Below are 26,006 nucleotides of genomic sequence, written 5' to 3' on the forward strand. Positions count from 1 at the left end.
GAAGGCTCGCAAAGAAAGCGAAAGCAAAACGTTATCATAGCCGCCCGGCCGATATATGCCGAATGAATAGGGGACCGGAAACGAGTCGATTTATTTCTACGCCCCGAGACATGATTATCGACGGTCACGCTTATTTTTCCGTTCAGCCCAATAAGTTCGCGACGACATCGACGATTTGCTGCAGCAACTCCCTGTCGTAAGGCAACTGCATTACCGCGCGCAGCGGCGACGGCCGTGGCTCGCCAAGCGCGAGTTCGGCGGGTTTCAGAGTGTGCGCGCTGGTTCGATGCAACCGAGCAATATCCGCAGCAACTGCACGAGGTCGAACGCGGCGCATATATGCAGATGAAAGCGCAGGAGGTGCAGCGGCAGCAGGCGGCGCGATGACGGTGTGGCCTCCGGTCGCGCCGCCGGGCGTCAGTTCGACGCGCCGCCGACGGTGCGGATGCTGTGCCACTGCCCCTGTTCGACGCGGAACAGCGTGTACGGCGGCTTGATCAGGTCGCCACGCTCGTCGAACGAGATCTTCCCGGTCACGCCGGTGACCGACACACCGGGCAGGCTCGCGACGATCTTGCCGCGATCGAGCGAATCGGCTTTGCGTACCGCCGCGATCATCGCGAGTGCCGCATCGTAAGAGAACGGCGCATACAGCTCGACATCCTGGTTGAAGCGCGCCTTGTAGCGCTGCGCGAACGCCACGGCCGACGGCAGCTTGTCGAGCGCCGGCCCCGGTTCGAGATCCTGCGTGCCTTCGCCCGAGGTACCGGCAATCTTCAGGAATGCGTTGCTTTTCAGTGCGCCCGCGCCGAACAGCTGCGCGCGGATGCCGAGCGAGCGCATCTGCTTCACGAGCATCGCGCCCTGTTCGTCGAGGCCGCCGAAGAACAGCAGGTCGACGTTGTTGCTCTTCATCGTTGTCAGGATCGCGCGGAAATCGACGGCCTTGTCGTTCGTGTATTCGCGCGACACGATGCTGCCGTGCGCGTCCTTCACGCCTTTCTCGAACGCGTCGGCGAGCCCCTGCCCGAATGCGGTGCGATCGTCGATGATGCCGATCCGCTTCGCTTTCAGCTGCTCGACCGCGAAGCGGCCGGCCACCACGCCGCCGACCCCGTCGTGCCCCATCGTGCGGAACACGTTCTTGAAGCCCTGCATCGTCAGTTGCGGATTGGTCGAGCCGGGCGTGATCATCGCGACGTTCGCCTGCTTGTAGACGGCCGACGCGGGAATGCTGCAGCCCGAGTTGTAGTGGCCGATCACGCCGACCACGCCGTCGTCGACGAGCTTCTGCGCGACCTGGATCGCGATGCGCGGATCGGCCTGGTCGTCCTGCACGTCGAGCACGAAGCGCACGGGCTTGCCGCCCACGGTCGGATGTTTCGCGTTCTCTTCGTCGAGTGCGAGTTGCGCACCGTATTGCAGATCCTTGCCGACGCGCGCGACGGGCCCCGTCAGCGGGCCGGCGAAGCCGATCTTGACGGTTTCCGGATCCGCGGCCTGCGCGGATGCGGCGACCGTGCCGATCGAGCAGACGGCCAGCCAGACCAGCCAGTTACGACGATTCATGATGCCTCTCCTTGCAGTGGTGAAAGTCGCGGCGCGCGTCAGAATCGCGCGGCCCGGTACGGCGTGAGGTCCAGCGGCGGTGCGCGCCGGGCGACGAGGTCGGCGACGATTTGCCCGGTGATGCCGGCGAGCGTCACGCCGAGATGCTGATGGCCGAACGCATGGATCACGCGCGCGCTCTTCCGCGCGCGGCCGATGACGGGCACGCCATCCGGCAGCGTCGGCCGGAAGCCGAGCCAACTGCGCGTCGGGGTGCCGAGCGACGGCACGGCTTCGCGGGCGGAACGCGTGAGCAGCGCGACGAGCGACGGATTCATCGGCGCGTCGAAGCCGCCGAGTTCGACGGTGCCGGCCGCGCGCAGCCCTTCGTCGAGCGGCGTCATGTAGAAGCCGCGCTCGGCCCAGCCGACCGGCCGCGTGACGATCGGCTCGTGCGCGCCGAACTGCACGTGATAGCCGCGCTCGGTATCGAGCGGCACCGTGTCGCCGCATGCGGCCGCGAATTCGCGCGAGCGGGCGCCCGCGGCGATGACGACGTGATCGAACGCGCGCACGGTGCCGCCCGCATGCACGTTCACGCTGTCGCCGGCGGGCTCGATCCGCTCGACGCGCGCGCGTTCGAGCGTGGCGCCGTCGCCGGCGAGGTGCGCGAACAGTGCGCCGAGAAAGCCGCATGGATCGGAGAAGTGCCAGCTGCCGACGAACAGCACGCCGCGCGTGAAGATCGGTGCGAGGGCGGGCTCGAGCCGGCGAATCGCGCTCGCGTCGAGCGTCTCGAACGGCACGCCGAGCCGGCGCCGCAGCGCGAGCGACGGCTGCGCGGCGTCGAACGACGCTTGCTGCGCATACAGGTACAGGCATTCGCGCGGCCGCACGAACGCCGCGAGCCGCGACGGGGCAAGCAGCGGCGCATAGCCGTCGGCGGCGCGCGACAGCAGCGCGGCCAGCGCAGTCGCGCTGCGTACGTGGCGAGCGGGCGTCGATGCGAGCAGGAACCGCGCGAGCCACGGCGCGCCGTGCATCAGGTAAGGCCAGCGGATGCGCAGCGGGCTGTCGGCGGCGAACAGGAAGTGTGGCAGGTTGCGGAACACCGAAGGGCCGTTCACCGGCACGCAGCCGTACGGCGCGAACGTCGCGGCATTGCCGAACGACGCGCCCTGGCCGACGCCGGCCGGATCGAACAGCGTCACGCGATGCCCGTCGCGCTGCAGCCATGCCGTCGCGCCGAGCCCGATGAAGCCTGCACCCACGATGGCGACATTCGCCATGACGCGCCCCTCCGGTCCACATGATTCACACAAAGTTGCGATCAAGAATCACACAGTAATTTTTTGTGTGCAATCAAAATGAGATTGTGTGGCGCTAGTGTTTACCCGATTCCAACTGACTGATTCAACAGACTTTTTGACTGACGTTTGACGGGGAGGGGATGTCGGATACAATCGCTGAGCAGGTCAAAATGGCAGACAAACGCTTTTTGTGTGGTCACAGGCGACAAATGGCATCAGACAAACTTTCCGGCGAGCGCGACAGCAGCCTGCCGACGCAGGCGAAGCGGCCGACTTATGTCGAGGTATCGAGCTCGATCGAGGAGGAAATCCGCAACGGCACGTACCCGCCGGGCAGCCGCCTGCCGCCGCAGCGCCAGCTCGCGACCGAGCTCGGCATCAACGTGTCGACCGTGTCCCGTGCGTACAAGGAATTGCAGCTGCGCGGCCTCGTGATCGGCAGCAAACGCCGCGGCTCGCTCGTCACCGGTGGCGCGATGCCGAGCATCGCGCCGGCCCGCGCGTCGCTCGCGGCGGGCAACGGCGTGATCGACCTGACCGTGAACCGACCGGCGACCGGCGAGTTTCTCGCGAGCCTCGCGCAGACGTTCGGCACGCTGCCGAACGATCCGCGTTTCGCCGCACTGCAGGAGTACCAGCCGCCGCAGGGCCCCGACTGGGCGCGCGCGGCCGGCGCGCAGTGGCTCGCCGCGCCGGGCTTCACGCCGTCGCGCGACCAGGTGGTCGTCACGAGCGGCGCGCAGCACGGGCTGTACGCGGTGCTGAACAGCCTGATCGGCACCGACGGCGTGATCGTGGCCGACCGCCTCACGTACTACGGGCTCAAGGCGCTTGCGCCGGTGTTCCAGTTCGAGATCGTCAGCGCGCCGGCCGACGACGACGGCCTGCTGCCCGACGAGATCGAGCGGATCTGCCAGCGCATGCCGGTCAAGGCGATCTTCGTCGTGCCGAACCTGCAGAACCCGACCGTGACGACGATGAGCCTCGCGCGCCGGATGGCGCTCGTCGACATCGCGCGGCGTCACCACGTGACCATCATCGAGGACGACGTGTACGGCCCGCTCGTGCGCGACCGGCTGCCGGCGATCGCGGGGCTGTGCCCCGAGCTGACGTTTCATATCGGCGCGACGTCGAAGATCCTCGCGCCGGGGCTGCGCCTCGGCTACCTGAGCTGCCCGCGCGACAGCGTTGCACTGTGCGCGGAGGCGGTACGCACGACCGCGTGGATGCCGGCCCCCACGTCCATGCTGATCGCGACCGTGTGGATCGAGGACGGCACCGCCGAGCGGATCATGGGCGCGCAACTTGCGGAGATCCGTGCGCGCGTCGATCTCGCGCGGGAGCTGCTGCCGGCCGGGCAGCTGAAATCCGACCCGGCGTGCATGTTCGTGTGGCTGCGCCTGCCGCCGCCGTGGCGGGCCGACGACTTCGCCGCGAACGCGAAGGCGCGCGGCGTGATCGTGATGCCGTCGTCGACGTTCGCGGTCGATCGCGCGGAGATCGAGCACGGCGTGCGCATCAATCTCGCGTGCCCGGCCACGCGCGACGAGCTCGTCAACGGGCTGCGGATTCTCGCCGGCACGCTGAAGGACCGGCCGCGCGCGCTGTTCGGTTCGATCTGACGGTGGCTGCTCAGTCGAGCAACCCCGCGACGACGTCGACGATCCGCTGCAGCAGCGCTTCGTCGTAAGGCAGCCACGGCACCGCGCCCAACGGCGATGGCGGCGGCTCGATCGCGGTATCGACGGGTTCGCCGTCGCGCATCACGCGCCCGGTCGCGCAATGCACCGACCACGCGCCGACGCGCACATGCCGCTCGCCGATCGTCATCTTCCCTTGCGTCACCGGCCCGGCGAACACGAGCGACAGCACGTGCCGGCGATGCTGCGCCATCGTACCCAGCGGCAGATCCGACAACCGGTTCAGGCGCTGCCAGCGTTGCGTTTCGCGTTCGCGCTGGCGCACCGGGTCGGCCGTGAGCGCGGCGGTGGCGGCGCGTGTCGCGTCGTCGTCGAGCGCGAACGCGGCGACGCTGACGAGCAGATCGACCGCGCGCGCCACTTCCGAGAACACCACTCGATCGATCTCGCCGATCGGCAGTGGTACCCAGCGCCGCTCGTGCCGGCGTTCGAAATGCAGCCGGCGCGACGTGCCGTGGCTTTCCGAGCCCGGATAGAGCCGCGCATCGACGAAGAAGGTTGCGCGCACGTCGCCGAACTCGCGGACGAGCCCGTCGTCGTAAGCGCGGATCGACCAGCCTTCGCGACGTGCGACTCCGACCAGCTGCCGGCTCGACAGCACGTGGCCTTCGAACATCGCGGAATCGCTGGCCGACGCGTCGCCGTCGGCCGGCACGTAGTATTCGCGGAACGCCTGCCTGACCGGCTGCCGCAGCGTGCGGCCAACGATCGCGCGTTGCCACGCGAGCCGCTCGTCCGCATCGGCCAGCAGCGGGTGCCATAGCCGGATGTCGCTGTCGCCGGCGATGTCGATCGCGTGCCCGGCCGCGTCGCGCAGCACGACCTTGCCCTTCGCGATGTCGGGCATGAACGACTGCGTCGATCCATCGTGGCCGCGCGCGTGCCAGATCGTGCGCGCGGCGAACGCGGCGCCGGCCGGCGCATCGACGAGGCGCTCGCGCCATTCGGCATGGCCGAGCGTCATCGACTGCCAGAAGCCCGCTTCCATGCAGGTGGCGAGCATCGCGAGCTGCTTCTTGTCGGGTTTCGCGTCGAGCGTCATGCGCAGCGCGGTGTGCGGCCGCTCGCCGAGCGCGCGTTCGGCCGGCTTCAGGTTGCGCGCGAGCTTTTTCTGCACGCCGGCATGACGCACGGTGGCGAGCGCATCGCGCAGCGCGCGCACGCTCTCGGGTGTCGGGATCGTCTCGACCGCGTGGCCGAGCGCGATGGCGAGCGACTGTGACGGTGCGGTCTTCGCGGCCGTCGGCGCGACGCACACGCCGGTCAGCAGTGGCCCGATCAGCGGGCGCAGCCATGCTTCGTCGCGATAGGCGGCCACGCGGGCGGCGCGCGCGACGACCTGTGCGTCGTCGGTCGTGAACGCACGATCGGCCTCGTAGGGAACGGCGCCCGCATGGAGTGCCGCGATCTGCCGCGCGGCCTCGGTCAGCGCATCGCGCGCGAAGGCGACGTACGCGGCGTCTTCCGCGAGCGTGACGGCCGGATCGCTCAAGTTGAGCCACAGCCGCCTCGACGTGAAGTAGCCGTTGTTCGTCGCGGCCAGCGTGAGCAGTGCGGCCAGCCCGAGTTCGGGCAGCACGTCGAGTTCGCGCACGCGATACGGCGAATCCGCCAGCGCGTGCGCATACTCGTCGCGTCGGGCGGAGAAGTCACGGCGGCCGGCGAACCGGTCGAGCGTATACACGCCATATGTGCTGGACGCCGAGCGCACGCCGCCTTCCTCCGGTTCGCCCGCGATGCGTGCGAGCTCCGCCTGCAGCGCGGGCGACGGCAGCGCGTCGAGGCAGGGCAAATCCTCCAGCGCGCGTTTCCAGTCGCCGGCCGGGATGTCGCGGAACAGTTCGAGTGCGGCATCGGCGTCGACGAGCGGCACGAGTCCGAGCGCATCGATCTGCCGGTGCAGCCAGTGCGCGAATTTGGCGCGCGGATCATCGAATGCCTGGTCGCGCACCAGGATCTCGTGCTCGACACGGCGCAGGGCCGGCCAGACTGCACCGAGCGTGTGTGCGTCGAGTGTCGACAGGTCGATCGGCGTGCCGGCGAAGCGCGGATGGTCGGCGCTGCCGGTCAGCCGCGCGACGAGCTGGTCGACGAGGGCGCGATCAGTCATCCGCGGCCTCCTTGCCGGCTGCGTTGTTCCGGCGCCATTTCTGTACGTTCCGGGCGGCGCGGATCACGCCGCCGAGGTCGGATGCGTGTTCGATCGTGTACTGCATGGTCTGACTCCGGTAATGAAAACCGAGCGGACGCACAGTATTGCACCCTAATTCATGCAACCGGGCGAAAGGCCGCGCGGCGGGCGTTCCGGGCCGATCCGGCCACGCCGCGCAAGATTTCCGGCCGCCCAGCCATTTCATAAGACGTACAGTTTTCCCGCCATGCGCGATTCGCGCCGAACTGTACTCTTGTTCGCGCGGTCGATGTGTGTACTCGTCGCCAACTGTTCTGCTCTTAAGATTCCATCATCAAGGGCACAGTGCCGCAGATCCAGTCGTACCGGAACCCTGTTGGCGCATCTTCAAGAGCGAGCCAGTGCGATGGAAAAGGCAAAACCGGAGGGAAAGATCAGGAATCACGACGGCCCGGCGAGCGGGCGAAACACGTGCGTGTCGGACGCACACGGCGGGGTGGTGCGGCTGCGCAGGCCGGCGGGAGGCGCGCGATGAAACTCTACGAAAAACTCGCGGACGACATCGAACGCCTGATCCGCCAGGGTGTGTACCGGCACGGCGACCGGATTCCGTCCGTGCGGCAGGCGAGCCAGCAGCACCGGATCAGCATCACGACCGTGCTGCACGCGTATCTGCTGCTGGAAAGCCGCGGGCTGCTGGAGAGCCGCCCGCAGTCCGGCTATTTCGTGAACCTGCGGCGCGACGACCGCAATGCGCCGGTGCGCGAGCTGCGGCCGTCGAAGCCGATCGCGATCTCGTCGTCGGTCGACGTGAGCCGGCTCGTGCTGTCGACGCTGCGCTCGATCGGCACCGACGACGCGGTGCCGCTCGGCTCGCCGTATCCGGACCCGAGCCTGTTCCCGTTCGAAAAGCTGAACCGCTACGCGTATGCGGCCGGCCGCGACAAGTCGTTGTGGGGCGTGACGGACGGGCTGCCGCCCGGGCATCCGCGGCTGATCCGGCAGATCGCACGACGCTATCTGGAAAACGGGATGTCGGTGGACCCGAACGAGATCATCGTGACGGTCGGCGCGACGGAGGCGATCAACCTGTGCCTGCAGGCCGTGGCGAAGCCAGGCGACACGATCGCGGTGGAGTCGCCGACGTTCTACGCGATGCTGCACGCGATCGAGCGGATGGGGATGAAGGCGATCGAGGTGGCGACGCATCCGGAATACGGGATCGACATCGCGGCGCTGGCCGCGATCGCGAAGTCGCAGCCGATCGCCGCATGCATGGTGATGCCGAACTTCCAGAACCCGCTCGGCTTCCAGATGCCCGACGAGCGCAAGCGCGAACTGGTCGAGTTCGCGACGAAGGCCGGGATGCCGCTGATCGAGAACGGTGTGTATAACGAACTGTATTTCGGCGATGCGCATCCGAGTTCGCTGAAATCCTATGACCGCAACGGGATCGTGCTGCATTGCTCGTCGTTCTCGAAGAGCCTGACGGCTGCGTACCGGATCGGCTGGGCGCTGCCGGGCCGTTATCGCGATCAGGTCGAGAAGCTGAAGTTCCTGAACACGCTCGCGACGCCGTCGTTGCCGCAGCTCGCGATCGCGGAGTTTCTCGAACGCGACGGTTATGAGCATCACCTGCGGCGCTTGCGCAAGGCGTATGCGCAGCAGGCGAACCTGATGCGCGCGATGGTGTCGCGGTTTTTCCCGGAAGGCACGCGCATTTCGAGCCCGGCGGGTGGTTATGTGCTGTGGGTCGAGTTGCCCGCGCAGGTCGATGCGATGAGGTTGTACCAGCTCGCGCTTGAGCAGGGGATCACGATCGGGCCGGGCTATATGTTCTCGATCACGGACAACTACCGGAACTTCATCCGGCTGAATTACAGCAGCCCGTGGTCGCCGGAGATCGAGCAGGCGGTGATTACGGTGGGGAAGCTGGCTTCGGCTTGCATGAAGTGATGGGCGCGTGTTGTTGCATGCGGGGGAATGACGAAGCCGGCCTTGGGCCGGCTTTGTTTTTGGTTTGGCGGCGGGGCGGGGAGTGCGATGCGATTTGGCGGCGTTCGGCCAGGATCGGTCGGTGAATCGAGGGGAAAGCGGCCGCTCAACGTTTGGTTAAGGTGTGGGCTTTAGCCCGTCCCCGTGAGCAAAGCGAACGATCTGAACCAGTTGTTATTTGTTTTCACGATTCCAGTCAGCCTCCTTGTGTCGTGATATTAGCTCCTCTTCAATGTAGTTGCGAAGAGATTCCGGTTCGATTGTGACCCAGGAAATTTTCACCAGTCCACCTGACTGAACATGTGTAACGATGTTTTCGAGTTTTGCTCCGGTTCTCTCGTTCTTTTTTATTAAATGGTTGCGGACTCTTTGGCGCGCAAGCTTTCTCGTTGTTTTTCCGATGTATCTGAGGGTGAAGACATTGGAATCTCTAGGTGCAGTGAATATCGCGTAAACGTTGGCGCATCCTGCAACGAGATCAAGAGTAGACTCATTTTCCGCGTCGAGTTGCTGGGCATTCCAAGGTGAGATGCTTTGCTGCGGATACTTGAAGGAGATTCGCCTCTCCTCTTGTAGAAGAGCGGCTTCCACTTTTTCCAGATACTCTTCAAGGCTTTTAAGTTGCTCGTACTTCATGTTTTGCGAGTCCTGTCATGCATAACACTTTAATTCTGGTTCGACCCATTATGGCGATTACCTGGAATGAACTTTTGTAAATCACGTTCACGCAGAGTGCTTCTGACCCTGGCCCAAGAAGTAGTCCGCATCAAAAGTAGAGAAACTCGGCATTGAGGCTCGCCCCTCAGACCAATCCCACGCGACTTGTTCTGGTTGTCGCCGTCAAGGAGTTACAGCAGGTCAATGCATTGGTTCGAGGTGGTCGCCTCCCGATTTCGTCGACCGGCCTGACCATTATCTACGACGAAAATGGAGCCGGAAAATCCGGCTATTCCAGAATATTCAAACATGCGTGCCGCGAACGGGGCCGCAGAGCGCCTGTCTTCCTGTCAGCCTGCGCACTGAAACGCGTTGCCAAGCAAACGCGACGGCACATTGCTCGGAAGGTGCTGCCTGCATGTGCCGGATGGCGGCGAGAACGCGAGCGCTGTACTTCACGCGAGCGCCTCGCCTGCATCCATGTCCGTTGACTGAACGACTGATGAATCTTTCGAAAGTCAGAAGGCCGGTAGTCCAGCAACGACATGCCTGACACCCTCAATCATCCAATCTCACCGGATGTAACCCCCGCGCGTGCCGTACGACGTGCCCGGCGTCGCCGGAACACGATTGCGAAGACCCCCAGCAGCACGACAACCACCGGTGCTGCGAGCATCAACGGCCGGGCCCGCACGAGCAGCGGAACCGGGCCGCCGCTGCGCGCGACGGCCACGTCGTCGGGCGTCACGGTCACGTCGGCATTGCCGTACTGCGCGAGCACGTAGTTCGCGATCGCGGCGATCTGATCGTCCTTCAGCGGCTGGACGTAGGAATCCTCTCCAAAAGACGGCATCAGAACGTGCTCGCCGCCCGCGTCGCGATCGACACCGTACAGGATCGCCGCAATCAGGTTCGACGGATTGCGCGAGCCCGTGGCGGTATTGTTCGACAGCGACGGATAGGCCTGACTCGGGCTGCCCTTGCCGTTGGCCTGGTGACAGCTCGCGCAGTAACCGCTGAACAGCGCCTCACCCGTGGTCAGCGTACCGTTCGCATTCAACGCGGTCGTGCCGCGCAACGTCGGTTCACTGCTGACCGCGCGGCCGTGCGCAAATGCCGGTGCAGACTCGTGCTCGTCGCGAATCGGCTTCGTGCTGCGCAGATACGTGACGATCGATTGCAGGTCTGCGTCCGACAGATACTGCAGGCTGTTCTGCACGGCCTCCGCCATCGGGCCGGCCGCCTGGTTCTTGCCGGGTGCGCGGCCGGTCTTCAGGTACGACACCAGCTCGTCGTCGGTCCATGCGCCGATGCCGCTTACCGGGTCCGACGTGATGTTCGGCGCATACCACGCGCCGAGCTGCGCACCGCCCAGATTACGGCCGAAGTCTTCGGCCATCAGCGCGTTGCGCGGCGTATGGCACGCACTGCAGTGCGCTAGCACATTGGTCAGGTACGCGCCGCGATTCCACTGCACGTCGTGCGCGGGATCGGCTTCGAAACGCTTGTTCGTCAGGAACAGCATGTTCCAGCCCGTCATCGCGATGCGCATGCCGAACGGGAACGGCAGGTTCGTCGCGGGCGCGGGTTCGTCGACCGGCTTCACGGCGTGCATGAAGTAGCTGTAAAGCGCGTGCACGTCGTTGTCGCTGAGGCCGCTGTACGACGTATACGGCATTGCCGGATACAGGCGTGCGCCGTCCGCGCGTACGCCTTCACGCAGCGCGCGTGCGAACTGCGCCTCGGTATAGTTGCCGATGCCGGCCGTTTTCGACGGCGTGATGTTGCTCGAATAGATTTGCCCCATCGGTGACGCGATGCCGTACCCGCCCGCGAACGGCTTGCCGCCGTCGAGCGCCGTATGGCAGGCCATGCAGTCCGCTGCGATCGCGAGTTGATGGCCTTTTTCGATCAGCGCGGCGTCGGCCGACGTCGGCGTCGGCGCCGCACCGGTCGCTGCGTCCTGCGCGAACGCGGGCGTGCCGCCGACGCTGCCGAGCACCGCGAGTGCGACGGCCGCGCGGTAGCCGGCGCCGCGCAGCGTGCGAAGTGGTCGTTGGATCGTCTGTGTCATCGAATCAACCCTTCGCGAGGCTCGCGGAAATCGAATCCGCGGCCTTCAGGCCGAGGGCTGCCATCGACAGCGTCGTATTGACGACGGACGCCGACGGCATCGCGCCGCCGCCCGGCAACCACAGGTTCGCATGATCGTGCGCGCGGCAGTCGCCGTCGACGACCGAGTTCTTCGGATCGGAGCCCATGATGGTGCCGCCCATGATGTGATTGTTCGCGTTCAGCGACGTCGTGATGTTGAACTCGACCGCATCGAACAGGCTACCGATATGCGTGAGCTGCTTGCAGGCCGCGTCGTAGCCGCGCCGCACATAGTCGCCGACGTCGTAGTGGATGTCGGGGCACGCGAGGCCGAGCGGATCGAAGCGTGTCTTGCTGAGCGTCAGGCGGTTGTTCGGATCCGGCAGCGGTTCGAGGCTGATCGACAGGTCGACGCCGTAGATCGCGCGGCGCCGGATTTCCTCGTCGAGCGCCTTGCCGACCAGGCCGAGCTTCAGCGCCTGCTGCGTGGCCGGCCCGACGCGCGAGATGTTGTTCAGGATCATCTTGTTCGCCGAATACTGCCCGCGGAAATCGCCGTCGCGCGGGCCGACGATACAGCTGCTCTGCGCGGGGCCACGGCCGAGCCACATCGGCTCGTTCGCGAGGAACGTGCAGTGGAAGCCCGAGTGATCCATCATGTTGCGCCCGACCTGGTCCGAGCCGTTCGCGATGCCGTGCGGATTGCGCTCGTTCGCGGCCAGCAGCAACAGGCGCGGCGTCTCGATGCCGTTGCACGCGAGCACGAACATCTTGCCGCTCGCCTTGTGCGATTTGTGCGACGTGTCGTACCAGTGCACGGCCGTCACGCGATTGTTCGCATCGGTGTCGATCTTGTAGACGACCGATTCGGCGAGCACTTTCGCACCCTTGCGCTCCGCGCGCTCGATGTGGTGGATGCCGTTGTACATCGCGCCGATCGGGCAGATCGGCTGGCAATTGTTGTTGCCGCAGCAGACCGGGCGGCCTTGCCACGGCCGCGTGCTGCGCGCCTGCGGAATCGGGATCGACCGGTAGCCATGCGCGTTGACGATTTCGGCGAAGCGCCGGTCGCCATGGCCCCACGGCACCATGTCCATCGGATAGGGGCGGCTGCGCTGCGACGGCGACTGCATGGCCGGATCGCTTGGCCCGGCGACGCCCATTTCCTCTTCCGCGCGGCAATAGTACGGCTCGAGGTCGTCATAGGAGATCGGCCAGTCGCGGCCGATGCCATAAGCCGACTTCATCCGGAAATCGACCGGCAGGTGCCGCCAGCTCGACGCGGCCCAGTGCCACGTCGTGCCACCGACCGTACGCAGATAGCCCTGCTGGAAACTCTGGCCATCCCTTCCGCTCAGGCCGACGTAGTTGTTCTTCGGAAAATAGAGCGGGGCAGGCGCATTCGCCGCCTGCGGGTAGAGCCCCTGGAAGTCGGAGCCCACGCGATTGTCGAAGGGCATGTTGCGCCAGTTCTCGACCGCCTGCCCACGCTCGATGCGCAGGCCCGATTCGATGATCAGCACCGAATGACCCTGGCTGACCAACTGGTCGGCGATCAGGCCGCCAACCACGCCGGAGCCCACGATCACGACGTCGGCCGATACGTCGCCGTTCGATTCAAATACAGGAGTTCTCATGAGGTTCAGGCGTGCGTTTGCGGGTGCGGGGTAGTTGCTGACGCAACCGTTTTGCGGGGCGGCGCGACGTCGGCCGGTGGCGGCTCGGCGGTCCACCATAGCGGGCCGTTCGAACAATAGGTCGGTGCGCTCATTCCGTCGTGGACGGTGTCGTACATCAGCGCATCGGCATAGGCAACCATCACGGCCTTCTGGCCATGACCGACGGTGCCCGTGTACCACGCGGCGACGATCGCGAGCGCCGTGTCGTGCAGGCCCGCGCCGTCGGCATCGGCCAGCAGTTGCGCGGGTGTCTGGCCGGTGCGGACGCGTTGCGCCAGCGCAGCCGCACGCGCGGCAAAGCCGGGGTCCGTGCGTCGGAATGCGTCGACGAGGCGCGCAGCCGTCGTCGGGTCGAGATTCGCATGGCCTGTCAGCGCTTTCGACAGCGCGAGAAAGGTCCGGGTGTCGAGGGACGGCTGCTGCGCGAGTGCGTATCCGGGCGCGGCGGTGAGCAGCCCGACTTGCGTCAGCGCTGCGGCCATCACTTTCAGCGCCGCTCTACGGGTCATGCCGGCGCGCGCGAGGATGCGCGATTCATGTTTGTGTGGGGCCATGTCGTTTTCGTCTTTTCCGCGAGACGTTGCTCGCATGTTTTCTTTCTTCCGAATGTTCCGCGTCGGGAGCCGCTCCGGGCCGAAACGACCCGAATGCGTCCCCCCCGCGGCGCTGCGTTACCCGTCCGAGCGCATCGGCAAACGACCATTGCCGGCTGAACAAAGTATTGCACACGCCGCATGCAGAGGTTTTTATCTGTTCAGGCGAGACAGCGTTCGGGCACGAGATTATGGAACCGGTTCCATTCGAGCGTCCAGTGTCGCGCTCAAATTTCATTGCAACGGGGGAGTGTATCGATATCGCACGATTCGCGTATTTTCAACGCGGCATCGGCGTACTGCGACCGGCTTAAAACAAACGTGAAAGAAAAGTGTAATTAAAACGTCAGAATTAGACTGTTGTATTGCCGAAATGGGCGGTTCAGCGGCAGCGCGAGCGTCGGCAACGATACGGTTTCGCGACACGCGCGATGGACGCGCGCCTTACTTGATTGCCGCCGCGCCGGCGGCCGCGATGACACTATCCTGCACACCCGCGCCACCGCTGGCCCCGATCGCGCCGATCAGGTGCCCGTCGATCACGATCGGGATGCCGCCTTCGCCCGCGAGGATTCCCGGGATGCTGAGGTTACCTGTCGCACCGTTGTTGATGGCGCTTTGCATATCCCGGGTCTGTCTGCGGAATCGGGCCGATGCGCGCGCCTTGGCTTCCGCGATTTCAACCGAGGCGAGTTGCGTCCCGTCCATTTTGTCGCACGAGACCAGGTTCCCGCCGCTGTCGACAACGGCAATCGCGTATTTCCAGTTTCGGCGTCGTGCCTCCGTTTCGGCCGCGGCCATGGCGGTACGCGCCTGCGTCAGCGTAATGGGCGGGCCGTAGGGGATGTCATACGGCAGTTGTTCGGGAATGGGGGCGGACGCGGCGGATTGTGCTGATGCATGAGCCGCGAAAATTGCGCTGGCCGCGATGAGGATCCGGAATTTATTCGAAAACATAGATTGATGATACAAGTGCCCCTGATTATTTCAGGCGCCGGTCAATGAGAATGAATACGATGCGATCCCGCAACGATGAGTTTCCTGGCTCGATTGCCGGGACATGTCGCGATCACGGGGAAAATATATTGCATCCTGGGCCAACGTGCAGTGAAGCGGGGCAACTGCGAACACCACAGGCACCGGCGAACTGTTCGCGGACTGCCGGCACGAAGCGTCGATGGAGCGGGACGGCGCGTGTCGCTATTGCGCGCCGTTCGAGTCGGAGATTTGCGCGTGCATGGCCGACGTGTATCGCCACGAGGTTTCTGGATGTCGTACGGCCAGCCGGGGGATCATCGTGCTTGATCGTATTGAACCTGTTGTTCATCACGCACGATCTGGCTGTGACGCGCGCGACGGCGCACCGCGTGAATCAGTAACGCGTTATGGGTGGCGCGGGAACCGCCGATTCTGAAGTTCATGCCTTCGCCCAGGGGCGGACGGCGGCGTACGGTCGATGATCGAGCCGCTTTGAACGGCATCTTTAGTGGACGCACGAGGCATCCTGCTGACTGTCACGGTCGCTGGTGCCAATCGGCACGAATCGATGACGTTCGAGCCCGCACCTGATGCCATTCCGGCGGTACCTGGCCTGAACGGCCAGCCGCACAAACGTCCGAGCAAGTTGCTCGCGGGCTGTGTTTGCACGTTGCCGACGTTATCTGAGACGGCGTGGCGTCAAGGCCCGTATCACCCGTCGCGGCGTGGAAAGCAGCGAGCAGTCAGGACGGCATTGCTGGGCCGTCGAGCGAACGCATGCCTGGTTCGCAGGGTTCGGCAAGCTCCGTATTTGCGTCGAGTGTTGCCGCGATATTCGCCTCGCTTTGCTCTTCCTGGCTGCGGCCGAATCTGCTCGCGATTCGTGGAAGACTCGTGTCGGCGGCTTTTATCGCGTGTCGGCTATTGATGCTGCCCCGGGTCTCATGGTGAATGTCGGGAGTCGATCCGCAAATGGTCACTGACAACGATTAATGTCGAAGATCGCCAGCGAGGCGCGACACGCCGCCAGAGCGGCGACGGTTCTCATCGAAACGTCGCGTCAGCGCGAAGCTGCGCCGTCGCCGAGCGACGATCCTCGACAGCCGACGGAGTTCAGGCCGCTGCCGCTTGTTTCATCGCGTCGTGCTGCTCGCCACCCAGGCTATCGACGAGATCGGTCAACATTCGCGCCAATTCGCCCGTCATCAGCGTGACATCCGAGTCGAAGCGTTCGTCGTCGTTCTGCGCGGTGGGATCCGTCACTTCCTTGATCACGTCGAGCGGCGTCACACGCTTGATCGTCAGCGATGGTGTCAGCACGAAGGAGATCCGGTCGTTCCAGGTCATCGCGAGGCGCATGCATTGTTTGCCGGCCTCGATGTGCCGGCGCATGTCGTTCGCTTCCAGCGCGTGGCCGACGTATCGCACCGTGGCGCCGCCTTCGCCGCTCGAGCGCAACTCGGCGTCCTGGTCCACAGTGAATCCGCCCGGCGCTTCGCCGGACAGCAGCCAGTCCGTCATCGCGGCGACCGGCGAATGCGCCACTTGAACGCTGGCGAGCGGCAACGGGTCGATCGATTTGACGAGCAGGCCGCGAATGTCGTCGGCAAGCGCTTGCGAAGCCGCATCGATGACGAGCCAGCCGTTCACCGTGTCGATCCACACGCGGGTATCGCGGCGAATGCTGAACGCGCGCGGCATCAGTTCGTCGGTAACCTGCTCCTTGAGTTCGCGCAACTGTTTGCGCCCCAACTTGAAGCCCTGCTGCTCCTCGACTTCAAGCGCCCGGGCCTTGGTCACCTGATTGACGACCGACGCCGGTAGCAGCTTCTTTTCCGCACGAAACACCAGCAGCATCTGCCGGTTGTTCGAATACACAAGCGCGCCGTCGTCACGCGGCGACGCCCATCCGAAGCGCTGCATCTCGATGCTGTTGCACGGCTGAAACGCGTAGGGCGCCAGCCATTTTTCCATCTGGTCGGGGGTAACGGCCCAAGGGGCCGGAAGACGATGAAGCTGAAGATTCTTGAACCACATAGGAGGGCGGGCAAAGCGGCAAAGCGTGCCATTCTATATGACGGGGAGGTGTTGCGGCCATGCGTCGATCGCGTCTACACACACTGACGACCGAGGGCCGCACGAACATCCGCGATGTCATATCAATCAGTGAACGCCCTGGCACGGCCGAGATCTGCTGTTCGGCAACGCCAATGGCCGGATGGCGACATTCGTCGAACGCCAGGCCTGGTTCGTGATGTGGGTAAAGATTATTCGCAAGGACGCTGAGGCTGTAGTCAGCGCTCCGATAAGACACGCCGGCCGAACGATTCCGTCAAGCTGTTGCTTCGACCGGTTGAATTCGCCGTCGATGCCGGACGTCGACTTCGCGCGAAAGCGCAACGCTCGATGCCCGCCGTGGACGGGATCGCACCGACAGATGCAAGCGTTGAATGCCGGTCTCGGTCTAAACAGCGGGCGTCCAATCGTGGAGTAGTATTCCCCCCACGTCCAGGTCATTGCTCGGCCTCTCTGGCACACGGGCAGCCCATCCGTGACGGGGGCGGCAAGCGCGTTGAAGGGTTGGGAAGCCGCTTCAACGATACGTGTGGCGGCGTTGGCCGTGACAACGGAATTGACGGGAATGCATCATGTCAACCGAGTGGAAGCACCGCGTCAGACTGTTTATCCAGCGCTTCTGGCAGCCGACCAGTGCGTGCATGACCTGCATGCCGGGGAGCTGGGGCAACATCATGAGCCTTGCCCACTGGACTATCGCATTTCATACAGGTCTGCTTACCGGACTCCTGGCTGTACTTTTGACGTTCACGCCCGCGGTGAAACTCTACGCGCATCGATACGGCAATGCGCTGGTTGTTGGCTGCCTGACGACGTTGGGCGACGCCTACTCGCACACGAGTCACTACCGTATTCCGTATGTCGAGCACATCGTGACGGGGGCGATTTCAGGTCTCTTGACGCTGGTGGCCTCCTATCTCCTCGAGGACCGTGCGCGACGCCTTCGGGCGGTATGGGCTCGGGTATTCGGGTAGCTTGTCCGTTGACTTTTTGAACCCACGCGGCCCAACGGAAAGAGGCTCCCCGGTGTGGCTACGCTTCATGATCGCGAGGCTGCGCATGGACAACGGGACTCGCGAGCGTTACATGCCCCAGCTTCAGGGCGCGACCAGAAGCGCTCTGTCGACGATCCGGTTGATATCCTCGACAATCTTCATAGCCTTGCCTGATTGCACGAGGTCGCGAACCCGCTTCCGCCGTCGTCCAACCTGTCCTCGCATGTAACCATGCCACTACCGCTCGTCTTCTTGCCTGCAATGCCGTGCGACGAACGCATGTATGCCCATCAACTCGAAAGGTTGAGCGATCTGGTTGCGCCGTCTGTCCGGGTGCTCGGTTGTCCTACGTTTGCCGACAGTGCCGAGAGCCTGCTTGCCTCCGTTGACGGCCCATTCATCATTGCAGGGACGGCCTACGGTGGCTGTCTCGCGATGGAAGTGCTGGCCCGAGCGCCTGAACGTATACGTGGACTCTGGTTGATGAATTGTCAGCCGGGTGTGCATCCGCATCCGGACGTTGTTCGCGCCACCAGCCGGAGGATTCGGGCGGGCGAGCATGAGCAAGTGATCGCCGAATTCGCCGAGAACGCCATTCCTCCGGAAGATGTCCGGTCGAGAGCAGCGTTTGTTCAAATGGCGCGCGATACCGGTTCGGACATGTTTGCGCGACAGTCCGATGCTACGCTGACTCGCTCGGATCGGTGGTCGACGCTGGCAACGAGCAAGATTCCAACACTTCTCATATGGGGCAAGGCAGATCGCTTCGTTCCGGTCGATGTCGGCCTTCGTATCGCCAGGCTGATGCCGCATGCTCGATTCGAGTCGCTCGAAGGATGCGGGCATTTTCCGACGCTGGAGCGGCCATCGTCTTGCACTGACATTGCTCGACGCTGGCTGGTAGAGCAAGTCGTAGGCAGCCGTGTCCACGGTATCGTAGTCGGATGAGAAAAGGCCGAAACTGCCGGCCACGAACGGTTGTTCGACACCGTGCGTCACCTGGACGACAATCGACCGGCTTCCTGCGTTCGCAGGCCGTCGACAGGGCCCCAAATGCCGATTACAGAAACGCTGCGCCCCCCCGGGGTTATCGTCGTACTCAACGGTCCGAGCAGCTCGGGCAAAAGCACATTGTCCAGATATCTACGCGAGAACCTGGACGAGCATCCTTTGCACGTCGAGCTTGATGTATTCCGGAGCATGGAGCCTGCCAACTATTGGGACGTCGAGAAGCCGTTGGTAGAGATCCGCTTGGCAGCCCTGTGTCGGGCGATCAATGCCACGGCCGCCACCTTCTCCAGACATGGTCAGGCCGTGATCGTCGATCACGTTCTATCGTCCGATGCGTGGCGCTACATGCTTGAAGACCTGACCGAGCTACCGGTACTTATTATTGGTGTTTCCTGTGCGCTTGAAGTCCTGATCGAACGCGAACAGGCCCGTGGCGACCGTAAGATCGGACTCGCCAAGTCTCAGTTTCACTCGATTCACGCTAACCGGCACTACGATTACGTGGTGGACACATCGTCTTCGAACGGTGCCGAATGCGGTCAGCAGGTTCTGGAGTGGCTAGAAACCCGACCGACACCCGCTGCATTCACGAAGATGCACCAGCAGTTTTTCCGGTAACCCATATGGACAGGTGTCGGCCATGTAGCGTCGTTCGCCTATCTTGCTGAACCGACATTTGGACGTCAGCTTCGCATCGGTTATCGACCGATCGTGTAACGACAATACGCGCCACATCATCGGCTTCGCCCTGCCAGGATTGACAGGTATCATTGCGCGATTTTCATAACTATTATCCTTGCATTCACAATAAAAAATAATCGATCAGTTGTCGAAAATGAATTACACAAAAAATTAAGCGCAACTGTTGTAGCAGTAATGTAAGCGTGCATGAGGGGCTTCTTAAACTACCTTTCAAAACGGGGCATGCCATGTCAGACAATCGAGTATCCGGATTTTCTCCTTCGGGATGGATTTCCGGAACGGTCGACAACACTCTGCAGCAAAAGGGCTCTATCTCGGTACTTCCGCCGTTACCAGCTGGCACGATCATCTTGGGGCTGACGGTCTTGCCCATTCACCTTTATTCCAACGACCCGCATCCCGAGCCGTTTCCCGGGCTACAGACCAACTTCACGACCGACGGACGCGGATTCATATTGTCGGCCGAGCCTTATAATCCGCGCGATTCAATCCAGTTTTTCATGTGGCAGGTTACGTATGGGACCGCACCGGCGGGCTATCAGCCGCGAGGCTGGAAATCCGGCGTGACCTCGAACGCTTCGTTGCCACAGAAAATCAATACGCAAATCTCCCCCAATGAGGCCATTGCCGGGGTCACAGTTCTACCAATTCATATTTACTCCAATGATCCGAATCCCGAGCCGTGGGCCGGCCTGATTGCCGAATTTACGGAATCCGGCTCGATATTTCTCAGTTCGGACGGGACGAAGCCGCGTGACAGTATCGACTGGTTCTTATGGCAGACTTTTCTGGGACGTCAAGGCGCGAGCCCGACCCGAATTGGCTGGAATTCCGGCGTAACAGGTAGCGCCGATCTGCCTGCACGTATTAACCCGACGATTCCACCGGGTTTCGGTATTGTTTCGGTGACGGTCTTGCCGATTCATATCTACAAGAACGATCCTAAGCCGGAACCCTGGCCGGGATTGCGTGTGGACTTTCCGACGCCACAAAGCTTCACGATTCAAGCGGTAGCCAACGACCCTCGCGACAGCATCGATTGGTTCGAATGGCAGGTTACTTATGCTGCGCTGGGTTGATGACAAGGTGGCTGTCCCCCGGTTTCCTGGACAGAGGCTGCAGCGATAGTGTTCGAGCTTGAACCGCTTGGATTTCCTGGACAGTGCCGAGTGTTAGTGGTCGGCCTTTCATGAGCCTTCGGCCGTAGGCCGAAGGCTTTATTGTCGAGCGAATGTGCGCGGTGTCAAATCCTCGAGGGGGATGAGCAAGGTTCGTGATTGTGCTCTGCAGAGCATAAGGCAGAGATTCTTTGATTGGCGGTCGCGGCAACCAGCGCATCGCCATCGAAGAAACCCGTTCAAGCGAAGCTGTCACGACTCTTGCTCCCAATCCAGGGTCAGGAAATCAGTTCAAGATGCTTGGCGCCGTTCGGCACGGCATCGTCAACCAGGCGCCGATCGAAGGTCGCCAGCTTGCCCTTGTGAGCACGAGCGAGCGCAGGCAGGTACACGTGTCGGTCAGTCGAGCGGACGACAGCACACGGGTGGCGTCGACGTGTTTTCCATCCAGCACGCTCACGTCGTCCGGCCAGAAAGTGTGCCCCGAGTGGGCTGGCCGTTGCACGACGAGTGGTGAAACGGCCGCCGGCAAGCCCATCGTGTTCTGGTATTTCGGATTCCAGATAATTTGAGGCGCGCCGTTTTTGGTGAGGGGGCAGGTGGCCTAGGCAGAATGACCTACCCGGCCAAACCAGCATGCGCGGCTCGTGCTGAACGTGTGCCGGGCCAAACGGCCGCTTCGGGTAGTTAGCCGACAAATACCACCGGAATTCCATGAATCGCCACGTTCCCCGACGTCCACATCATTCCCGCCCGCCCAGATACTCACAAAGAAATTCCACGAACACCCGCACCTTTGCCGACAGGTTGAGCCGCTCCGGATACACCGCATAGATATCCGATGGCGGCAACGACCAATCCTCGAGCACGCGCGTCAGCGCGCCCGAATCGATCAACGGTTGCGCGTCCCATTCGGATCGCACCAGCACGCCGTGCCCGTCGATCGCCCAGCGCAGTGTCGCTTCGCCGTCGTTGCTGCTCATCACGCCATGCACCTTGACGAGTTCATGGCGCTTGCCCTTCGTGAAGTGCCACGTGCCGTATGCGGTGTCGTTCTCGCGCAGCACGATGCAGCGGTGGCCGCGCAGGTCGCCGGGCACCTTCGGCGTCCCGTTCGCCTTCAGGTAAGCGGGTGACGCGCAGACGAAACGGCGGTTCGCGGCCAGCTTGCGGCCCACCACGCGCTGGTCCGGCAGTTCGCCGAACCGGATACCCACGTCGTACGCGAACTCGGCCAGGTTCATCGGGCGGTCGGTGAGTTCGAGCTGGATCTCGACCTCCGGATGACGATCGCGAAACGCGGACAGCGCGGGCACGATGTGGCGGCGCCCGAACCCGAAAGTCGCATTGACCTTCAGCAGCCCTTGCGGCTGGTTGCGGCTGCTCGACACCGTGCGTTCGAGTTCGTGTACCTGTTCCAGCAACTTCGAGCCGGTCGCGAGATACACCTCGCCCTCGTTGGTCAGCGCGAGCCGCCTCGTGGTGCGGTTCAGCAGCTTCACGCCCAGGCGCCGCTCGATCTGGTTGAGCCGCGCGCTGACGGCCGGCGGCGTCACGCCGAGATCGCGCGCGAGTGCGGACAGGCTGCCGTGCGTGACGAGCCGCGCGAAGAATTCCAGGTCTGCGATCGGATCCATCTTAAAGTTTCATTTAATAATGGGTTAAGCCGTGCCTCATTTTAAGGCGTCACCCTCCAAATTACACTTGCCGAAACGTCCGCACCAGGGCGTTTTCGCAAGACAGACCGGAGGAACGATGGGACAGACGCTTTACCGGAAGATCGTGGCGAGCCACACGGTGTTCCGCGTCGACGAGCAGCATGTTGTGCTGTATGCCGACCTGCACATCATGAACGAGTACACGAGTCCGCAGGCGTTCGCGGGGCTCGCGGAAAAGAACCTGCCGGTGCGCCGCCCGGAAAAGCAGATGGGCATCGTCGATCACGTGATCCCGACGCATCCCGTCCCGGTCGGCCAGCGCACGATCGTCATCGACGCCGCTGCCAGCCAGGCCGCCAACTTCACGCGCAACTGCCGCAAGCACGGCATCCACCTGTTCGACGTGCAGGATACCGAACAGGGCATCGAGCATGTGGTCGCGCCGGAGATCGGCCTGATCCGGCCCGGGATGGTCGTGCTGTGCGGCGACAGCCACACGACGACGTACGGCGCGCTGGGCGCGCTCGGTTTCGGCATCGGCACGTCGGAAGTCGAGCATGTGCTGGCGACGCAGACGCTCGTGTACCGCGTCGCGCGTGACATGCGTATCCACGTGGGCGGCACGCTGCCCGCCGGCACGACGTCGAAGGATCTCGTGCTCTACATCATCTCGCGGATCGGTGCGCAGGGCGCACGCGGTTTCGTCGTCGAATACGGCGGGCCGGCGATCGCTGCGCTGAGCGCCGAAGCGCGGATGACCCTGTGCAACATGACGGTGGAAGCCGGCGCACGCGGCGCGCTCATCGCACCCGATGAAACGACGCTCGCGTATGTTCGCGAGCGGGTCCGCGACCTGCCGGTGGCGCAAATCGACGAAGCCGCCGTGCAGTGGGCACAACTGAAATCCGACGCCGATGCGCAGTTCGACATCACGCATCGCTTCGATGCCGCGGACGTCGCGCCGTTCGTGACCTGGGGCACGAGCCCCGACCAGGCAATCGCGATCACCGCGTGCATTCCAGCGTTGTCGGCCGAACCGCTCGAACGCGACAACGCGCGCAAGGCGCTCGACTACATGGGGCTCGATGCCGGGCAGCCTATCGATGGCCTGGCCGTCGATCACGTGTTCATCGGCTCGTGCACGAATGCACGGATCGAGGACTTGCGTGCGGCAGCGGACGTCGTGCGCGGCCGCACGGTCGCGCGATCGGTGCGCGCGATGGTCGTGCCGGGTTCGGTCGCGGTGCGCGAGCAGGCCGAGCGCGAAGGCGTCGCGCGCACGCTGATCGATGCCGGTTTTGAATGGCGCCAGCCGGGCTGTTCGATGTGCCTCGCGATGAACGACGACATCCTGCAACCCGGACAGCGCTGCGCGTCGACGACGAACCGCAATTTCGAGGGCCGCCAGGGCCGCGGCGCGCGCACCCACCTGATGAGCCCGGCGATGGCCGCCGCCGCCGCGCTGGCCGGCCGCATCGTCGACGTACGCAAGGAGTTCGACCATGTCTGAGCACGCATTCGTCACCGGCATCGCCGCGCCGCTGCCGCTGAACAATCTCGACACCGACCAGATCATGCCCAAGCAGTTTCTGTTCGGCATCGACAAGTCGGGGCTCGCGCGCGGCGTGCTGTACGACCTCCGCCACGACGGTTCGGGCGTGCCTCGGCCTGATTTCGTATTGAACCGTCCCGAGTATCAGCGGGCCCGCATCCTCGTGGCCGGCGCCAATTTCGGCTGCGGCTCCAGCCGCGAGCACGCGGTGTGGGGCCTGCAGCAGGCGGGCTTCGAGGCGGTGATCGCGCCGAGCTTCGGCGAGATCTTCTACTTCAACGCGCTGAACAACCGGCTGCTGCTGGTGATGCTCGATCCCGCCGTCATATCGGTGCTCGTCGGGCAGGCCAGCGATCCGGCTACGAGCACGCTGACGATCGACGTGCTGCGTCAGGTCGTCAGGACAGCAGATGGATCGGAATACCCGTTCGATCTGCCCGAGCGACAGAAGCGCATGTTCGTCGAAGGGCTCGACATGATTGGCATGACGCTCGCCGACCGCACCGCGATCGATGGGTTCGAGGCACGCCACTACAAGGCCCATCCGTGGATGAGGATCGATCTGCCGAAGCAGCAACGCGGCGTGAACGAAGCATCGTAGCGCCCGCCGTACGGGGCCGGACGCGCGGTTCCGTCCGGCCTTGCCGAAGTGCGACTGGAACATAAAAAAGGAGACATGAGATGGAAGCTTCCCCCGTGCAGACGAGCGTGCCGCCGCCAACGCGACGAGCGTCGCTGCTGACCCTGAAGATTGGCGGGATGCCGCTGCCGATGTGCATTGCGATCGCGATCGTCACGATGCTCGCGGCCGTCACGAAGCGGCTGCCGAACGACATGATCGGCGGTTTCGCGGTGCTGATGTTGTCCGGGCTGCTGCTCGGCGAGATCGGTCGCCGGATTCCGGTGTTCCGGCATATCGGCGGCCCCGCAATCCTGTGCCTGTTCGTGCCGTCGGCGCTGCTCGGCTACCGGCTGATGGACGATGCGATGCTCAGCGCGATCACGGTGACGATGAAGACGGCAAACCTTCAGTATCTCTACATTGCGTGCCTGGTCGCCGGGAGCATCCTCGGGATGAACCGGACGATCCTGATCCAGGGCTTCCTCAAGATGTTCGCGCCGCTCGTCGTCGGCACCGTGGCCGCGATCGCGGCGGGTGTCGCCGTCGGCCTCGCATTCGGCTACGACCCGCAGCACACGTTCTTCTACATCGTGATGCCGATCCTCGGTGGCGGCATCGGCGAAGGCATCCTGCCGCTGTCGATCGGCTATTCGGAGATCACCGGCGCCGCGCAGGGCCACCTGATCGCGACGATGGTGCCGGCCGCGCTGATCGGCAACGTCGTCGCGATCCTCGCGAGCGGCATGCTGAAACGCTTCGGCGAAAAGCACCGCGACTACAGCGGCGACGGCCTGCTCGTGAAGACCGGCGAGGATCGCGCACTGCTTGCCGCGCAGAAGGCCGAGGCGGCACTCGACCTGCGGCTGATGGGGTTCGGGCTGCTGTTCGCGTGCACGCTGTTCATCCTCGGCGCATTGCTGGCGCCGCTCACCGGCATCCCGGGCCCGGTGCTGATGATCGTCGCGGCAGCCGTGCTGAAAGTGTGCCGCGCGATTCCCGAGTCGATGGAGATCGGCGCGTACCAGATGTACCGATTCATGTCGACGAACCTGACGTTCGCGATCCTCGTCGGCCTCGGCACGTTGTTCGTGTCGTGGGACAAGCTCGTCGGCGCGTTCTCGCCCGGTTACTTCGTGATCTGCGCATCGATCGTGATCGCGATGGTGGTGTCGGGCTTTTTCGTCGGCGCCGCGCTGAAGATGTACCCGGTGGAATCGGCGATCATCACCGCGTGCCACAGCGGGCTGGGCGGCACCGGCGACGTCGCGATCCTGTCGTCGTCGAACCGGATGGGGCTGATGCCGTTCGCGCAGATCTCGACGCGCATTGGCGGCGCCGCGATGGTCGTGTTCGCGACGATCGTGATGAAGTGGCTGCATTGATGCGCGCGGGGTTGCCGGCCCGTTCGTGCGGCCGGCCCCGTTCAATTCGATACAACGCCGGCCTCCCGGAGCCAGCGAACCCGGCTACCGTTTGCCGTTTTCGTGAAAGCGGGCCAATGGGCTTGCGCCCCGGGGAGCACAGCGCAGCAGCTGCGCTGTGCGGCCAACCCGTCCCCCGGGGCGCGTGACCGCGACGGGTCACGCA

At 63.9% G+C, this 26,006-nt stretch carries 22 protein-coding genes and 1 pseudogene; 11 read left to right on the forward strand and 12 right to left on the reverse strand.

All coding sequences use genetic code 11. The features are described 5' to 3' along the window. Positions 1–142 precede the first annotated feature (142 nt). The 3 genes from HAV18_RS21385 to HAV18_RS21395 are packed head-to-tail and all read right to left on the reverse strand — an operon-like array spanning position 143 to position 2,837. Positions 143–457, reverse strand: a complete 315-nt coding sequence (locus HAV18_RS21385; protein ID WP_166958850.1) for a hypothetical protein — start codon at positions 455–457, stop codon at positions 143–145. Beyond that, positions 418–1,569, reverse strand: coding sequence for a branched-chain amino acid ABC transporter substrate-binding protein (locus tag HAV18_RS21390; RefSeq protein WP_166959420.1), 1,152 nt, complete (start codon positions 1,567–1,569; stop codon positions 418–420). The genes HAV18_RS21385 and HAV18_RS21390 overlap by 40 nt, the downstream gene beginning before the upstream one ends. A 38-nt stretch (positions 1,570–1,607) precedes the next feature. Further along, positions 1,608–2,837, reverse strand: coding sequence for an FAD-binding oxidoreductase (locus tag HAV18_RS21395; RefSeq protein ID WP_166959423.1), 1,230 nt, complete (start codon positions 2,835–2,837; stop codon positions 1,608–1,610). Between the two features lie 230 nt (positions 2,838–3,067). On the opposite strand from HAV18_RS21395, the gene HAV18_RS21400 reads away from it, so the two are divergent. Beyond that, positions 3,068–4,480: a PLP-dependent aminotransferase family protein gene (locus HAV18_RS21400; RefSeq protein WP_166959426.1), complete on the forward strand. Its 1,413-nt coding sequence runs from the start codon at positions 3,068–3,070 to the stop codon at positions 4,478–4,480. 10 nt (positions 4,481–4,490) lie between these two features. Here HAV18_RS21400 and HAV18_RS21405 read toward each other — a convergent pair whose 3' ends face one another. Next, a complete protein-coding gene (locus tag HAV18_RS21405) occupies positions 4,491–6,668 on the reverse strand; it encodes a DUF4132 domain-containing protein (protein WP_166959429.1) in 2,178 nt (725 codons plus the stop codon). 552 nt (positions 6,669–7,220) lie between these two features. Here HAV18_RS21405 and HAV18_RS21415 point away from each other — a divergent pair. Next, a complete protein-coding gene (locus HAV18_RS21415; RefSeq protein ID WP_166959432.1) occupies positions 7,221–8,645 on the forward strand; it encodes a PLP-dependent aminotransferase family protein in 1,425 nt (474 codons plus the stop codon). A 213-nt stretch (positions 8,646–8,858) separates the two neighbouring features. Here the strand turns inward: HAV18_RS21415 and HAV18_RS21420 are convergent, their stop codons facing one another. The 6 genes from HAV18_RS21420 to HAV18_RS40295 form a co-directional block, all read right to left on the reverse strand. Then, on the reverse strand, positions 8,859–9,320 hold the full coding sequence (locus tag HAV18_RS21420) for a hypothetical protein (RefSeq protein WP_166959435.1): 462 nt from the start codon (positions 9,318–9,320) through the stop codon (positions 8,859–8,861). 583 nt (positions 9,321–9,903) lie between these two features. Further along, entirely contained in the window at positions 9,904–11,415 is a 1,512-nt protein-coding gene (locus HAV18_RS21425; protein WP_166959437.1) for a cytochrome c, read from the reverse strand. Between the two features lie 4 nt (positions 11,416–11,419). After that, positions 11,420–13,072, reverse strand: coding sequence for a GMC family oxidoreductase (locus HAV18_RS21430; protein ID WP_166959440.1), 1,653 nt, complete (start codon positions 13,070–13,072; stop codon positions 11,420–11,422). A gap of 5 nt (positions 13,073–13,077) precedes the next feature. Beyond that, positions 13,078–13,668: a sugar dehydrogenase complex small subunit gene (locus HAV18_RS21435; RefSeq protein WP_166959442.1), complete on the reverse strand. Its 591-nt coding sequence runs from the start codon at positions 13,666–13,668 to the stop codon at positions 13,078–13,080. 483 nt (positions 13,669–14,151) lie between these two features. Further along, positions 14,152–14,664, reverse strand: coding sequence for a heme-binding protein (locus tag HAV18_RS21440; RefSeq protein ID WP_166959445.1), 513 nt, complete (start codon positions 14,662–14,664; stop codon positions 14,152–14,154). A 335-nt stretch (positions 14,665–14,999) separates the two neighbouring features. Continuing rightward, positions 15,000–15,128 carry a hypothetical protein gene (locus HAV18_RS40295; protein ID WP_347814781.1) on the reverse strand — a complete coding sequence of 43 codons (129 nt, stop codon included), beginning with the start codon at positions 15,126–15,128 and terminating at the stop codon, positions 15,000–15,002. 62 nt (positions 15,129–15,190) lie between these two features. Here HAV18_RS40295 and HAV18_RS21445 point away from each other — a divergent pair. After that, a pseudogene (locus HAV18_RS21445) lies at positions 15,191–15,613 on the forward strand (IS5/IS1182 family transposase); the annotation flags it as partial. Between the two features lie 185 nt (positions 15,614–15,798). Here the strand turns inward: HAV18_RS21445 and HAV18_RS21450 are convergent. After that, a complete protein-coding gene (locus tag HAV18_RS21450) occupies positions 15,799–16,722 on the reverse strand; it encodes a recombination-associated protein RdgC (protein ID WP_166959448.1) in 924 nt (307 codons plus the stop codon). Positions 16,723–17,333: 611 nt separating this feature from the next. On the opposite strand from HAV18_RS21450, the gene HAV18_RS21455 reads away from it, so the two are divergent. From HAV18_RS21455 to HAV18_RS21475, 5 genes are all read left to right on the forward strand, one after another. Beyond that, on the forward strand, positions 17,334–17,735 hold the full coding sequence (locus HAV18_RS21455; protein WP_166959451.1) for a hypothetical protein: 402 nt from the start codon (positions 17,334–17,336) through the stop codon (positions 17,733–17,735). A 252-nt stretch (positions 17,736–17,987) separates the two neighbouring features. Continuing rightward, the gene (locus HAV18_RS21460; RefSeq protein WP_166959454.1) at positions 17,988–18,704 is read left to right on the forward strand and encodes an alpha/beta fold hydrolase; all 717 of its coding nucleotides are present in this window, start codon (positions 17,988–17,990) and stop codon (positions 18,702–18,704) included. A gap of 105 nt (positions 18,705–18,809) precedes the next feature. Continuing rightward, complete coding sequence (locus HAV18_RS21465; RefSeq protein WP_166959457.1) at positions 18,810–19,385, forward strand: chloramphenicol phosphotransferase CPT family protein; 576 nt, start codon at positions 18,810–18,812, stop codon at positions 19,383–19,385. Positions 19,386–19,696: 311 nt separating this feature from the next. After that, positions 19,697–20,548 (forward strand): hypothetical protein, encoded by an 852-nt coding sequence (locus HAV18_RS21470; protein ID WP_166959460.1) that lies wholly within the window; start codon positions 19,697–19,699, stop codon positions 20,546–20,548. A gap of 230 nt (positions 20,549–20,778) precedes the next feature. Then, on the forward strand, positions 20,779–21,159 hold the full coding sequence (locus tag HAV18_RS21475) for a hypothetical protein (RefSeq protein WP_166959463.1): 381 nt from the start codon (positions 20,779–20,781) through the stop codon (positions 21,157–21,159). Positions 21,160–21,330: 171 nt separating this feature from the next. Here the strand turns inward: HAV18_RS21475 and HAV18_RS21480 are convergent, their stop codons facing one another. Next, entirely contained in the window at positions 21,331–22,224 is an 894-nt protein-coding gene (locus tag HAV18_RS21480) for a LysR family transcriptional regulator (RefSeq protein ID WP_166959466.1), read from the reverse strand. A 118-nt stretch (positions 22,225–22,342) separates the two neighbouring features. Here HAV18_RS21480 and leuC point away from each other — a divergent pair, with 118 nt between their 5' ends. The 3 genes from leuC (at position 22,343) to HAV18_RS21495 (ending at position 25,801) form a co-directional block, all read left to right on the forward strand. Next, positions 22,343–23,755, forward strand: coding sequence for a 3-isopropylmalate dehydratase large subunit (leuC, locus tag HAV18_RS21485; RefSeq protein WP_166959469.1), 1,413 nt, complete (start codon positions 22,343–22,345; stop codon positions 23,753–23,755). Further along, the gene (gene leuD / locus HAV18_RS21490) at positions 23,748–24,398 is read left to right on the forward strand and encodes a 3-isopropylmalate dehydratase small subunit (RefSeq protein ID WP_166959472.1); all 651 of its coding nucleotides are present in this window, start codon (positions 23,748–23,750) and stop codon (positions 24,396–24,398) included. The genes leuC and leuD overlap by 8 nt, the downstream gene beginning before the upstream one ends. 80 nt (positions 24,399–24,478) lie before the next feature. Beyond that, positions 24,479–25,801: a 2-hydroxycarboxylate transporter family protein gene (locus HAV18_RS21495; RefSeq protein ID WP_166959475.1), complete on the forward strand. Its 1,323-nt coding sequence runs from the start codon at positions 24,479–24,481 to the stop codon at positions 25,799–25,801. Positions 25,802–26,006 lie beyond the last annotated feature (205 nt).

Origin of the sequence: Burkholderia sp. D-99 (genome assembly GCF_011605345.1) — a bacterium.
Taxonomy (GTDB): domain Bacteria; phylum Pseudomonadota; class Gammaproteobacteria; order Burkholderiales; family Burkholderiaceae; genus Burkholderia.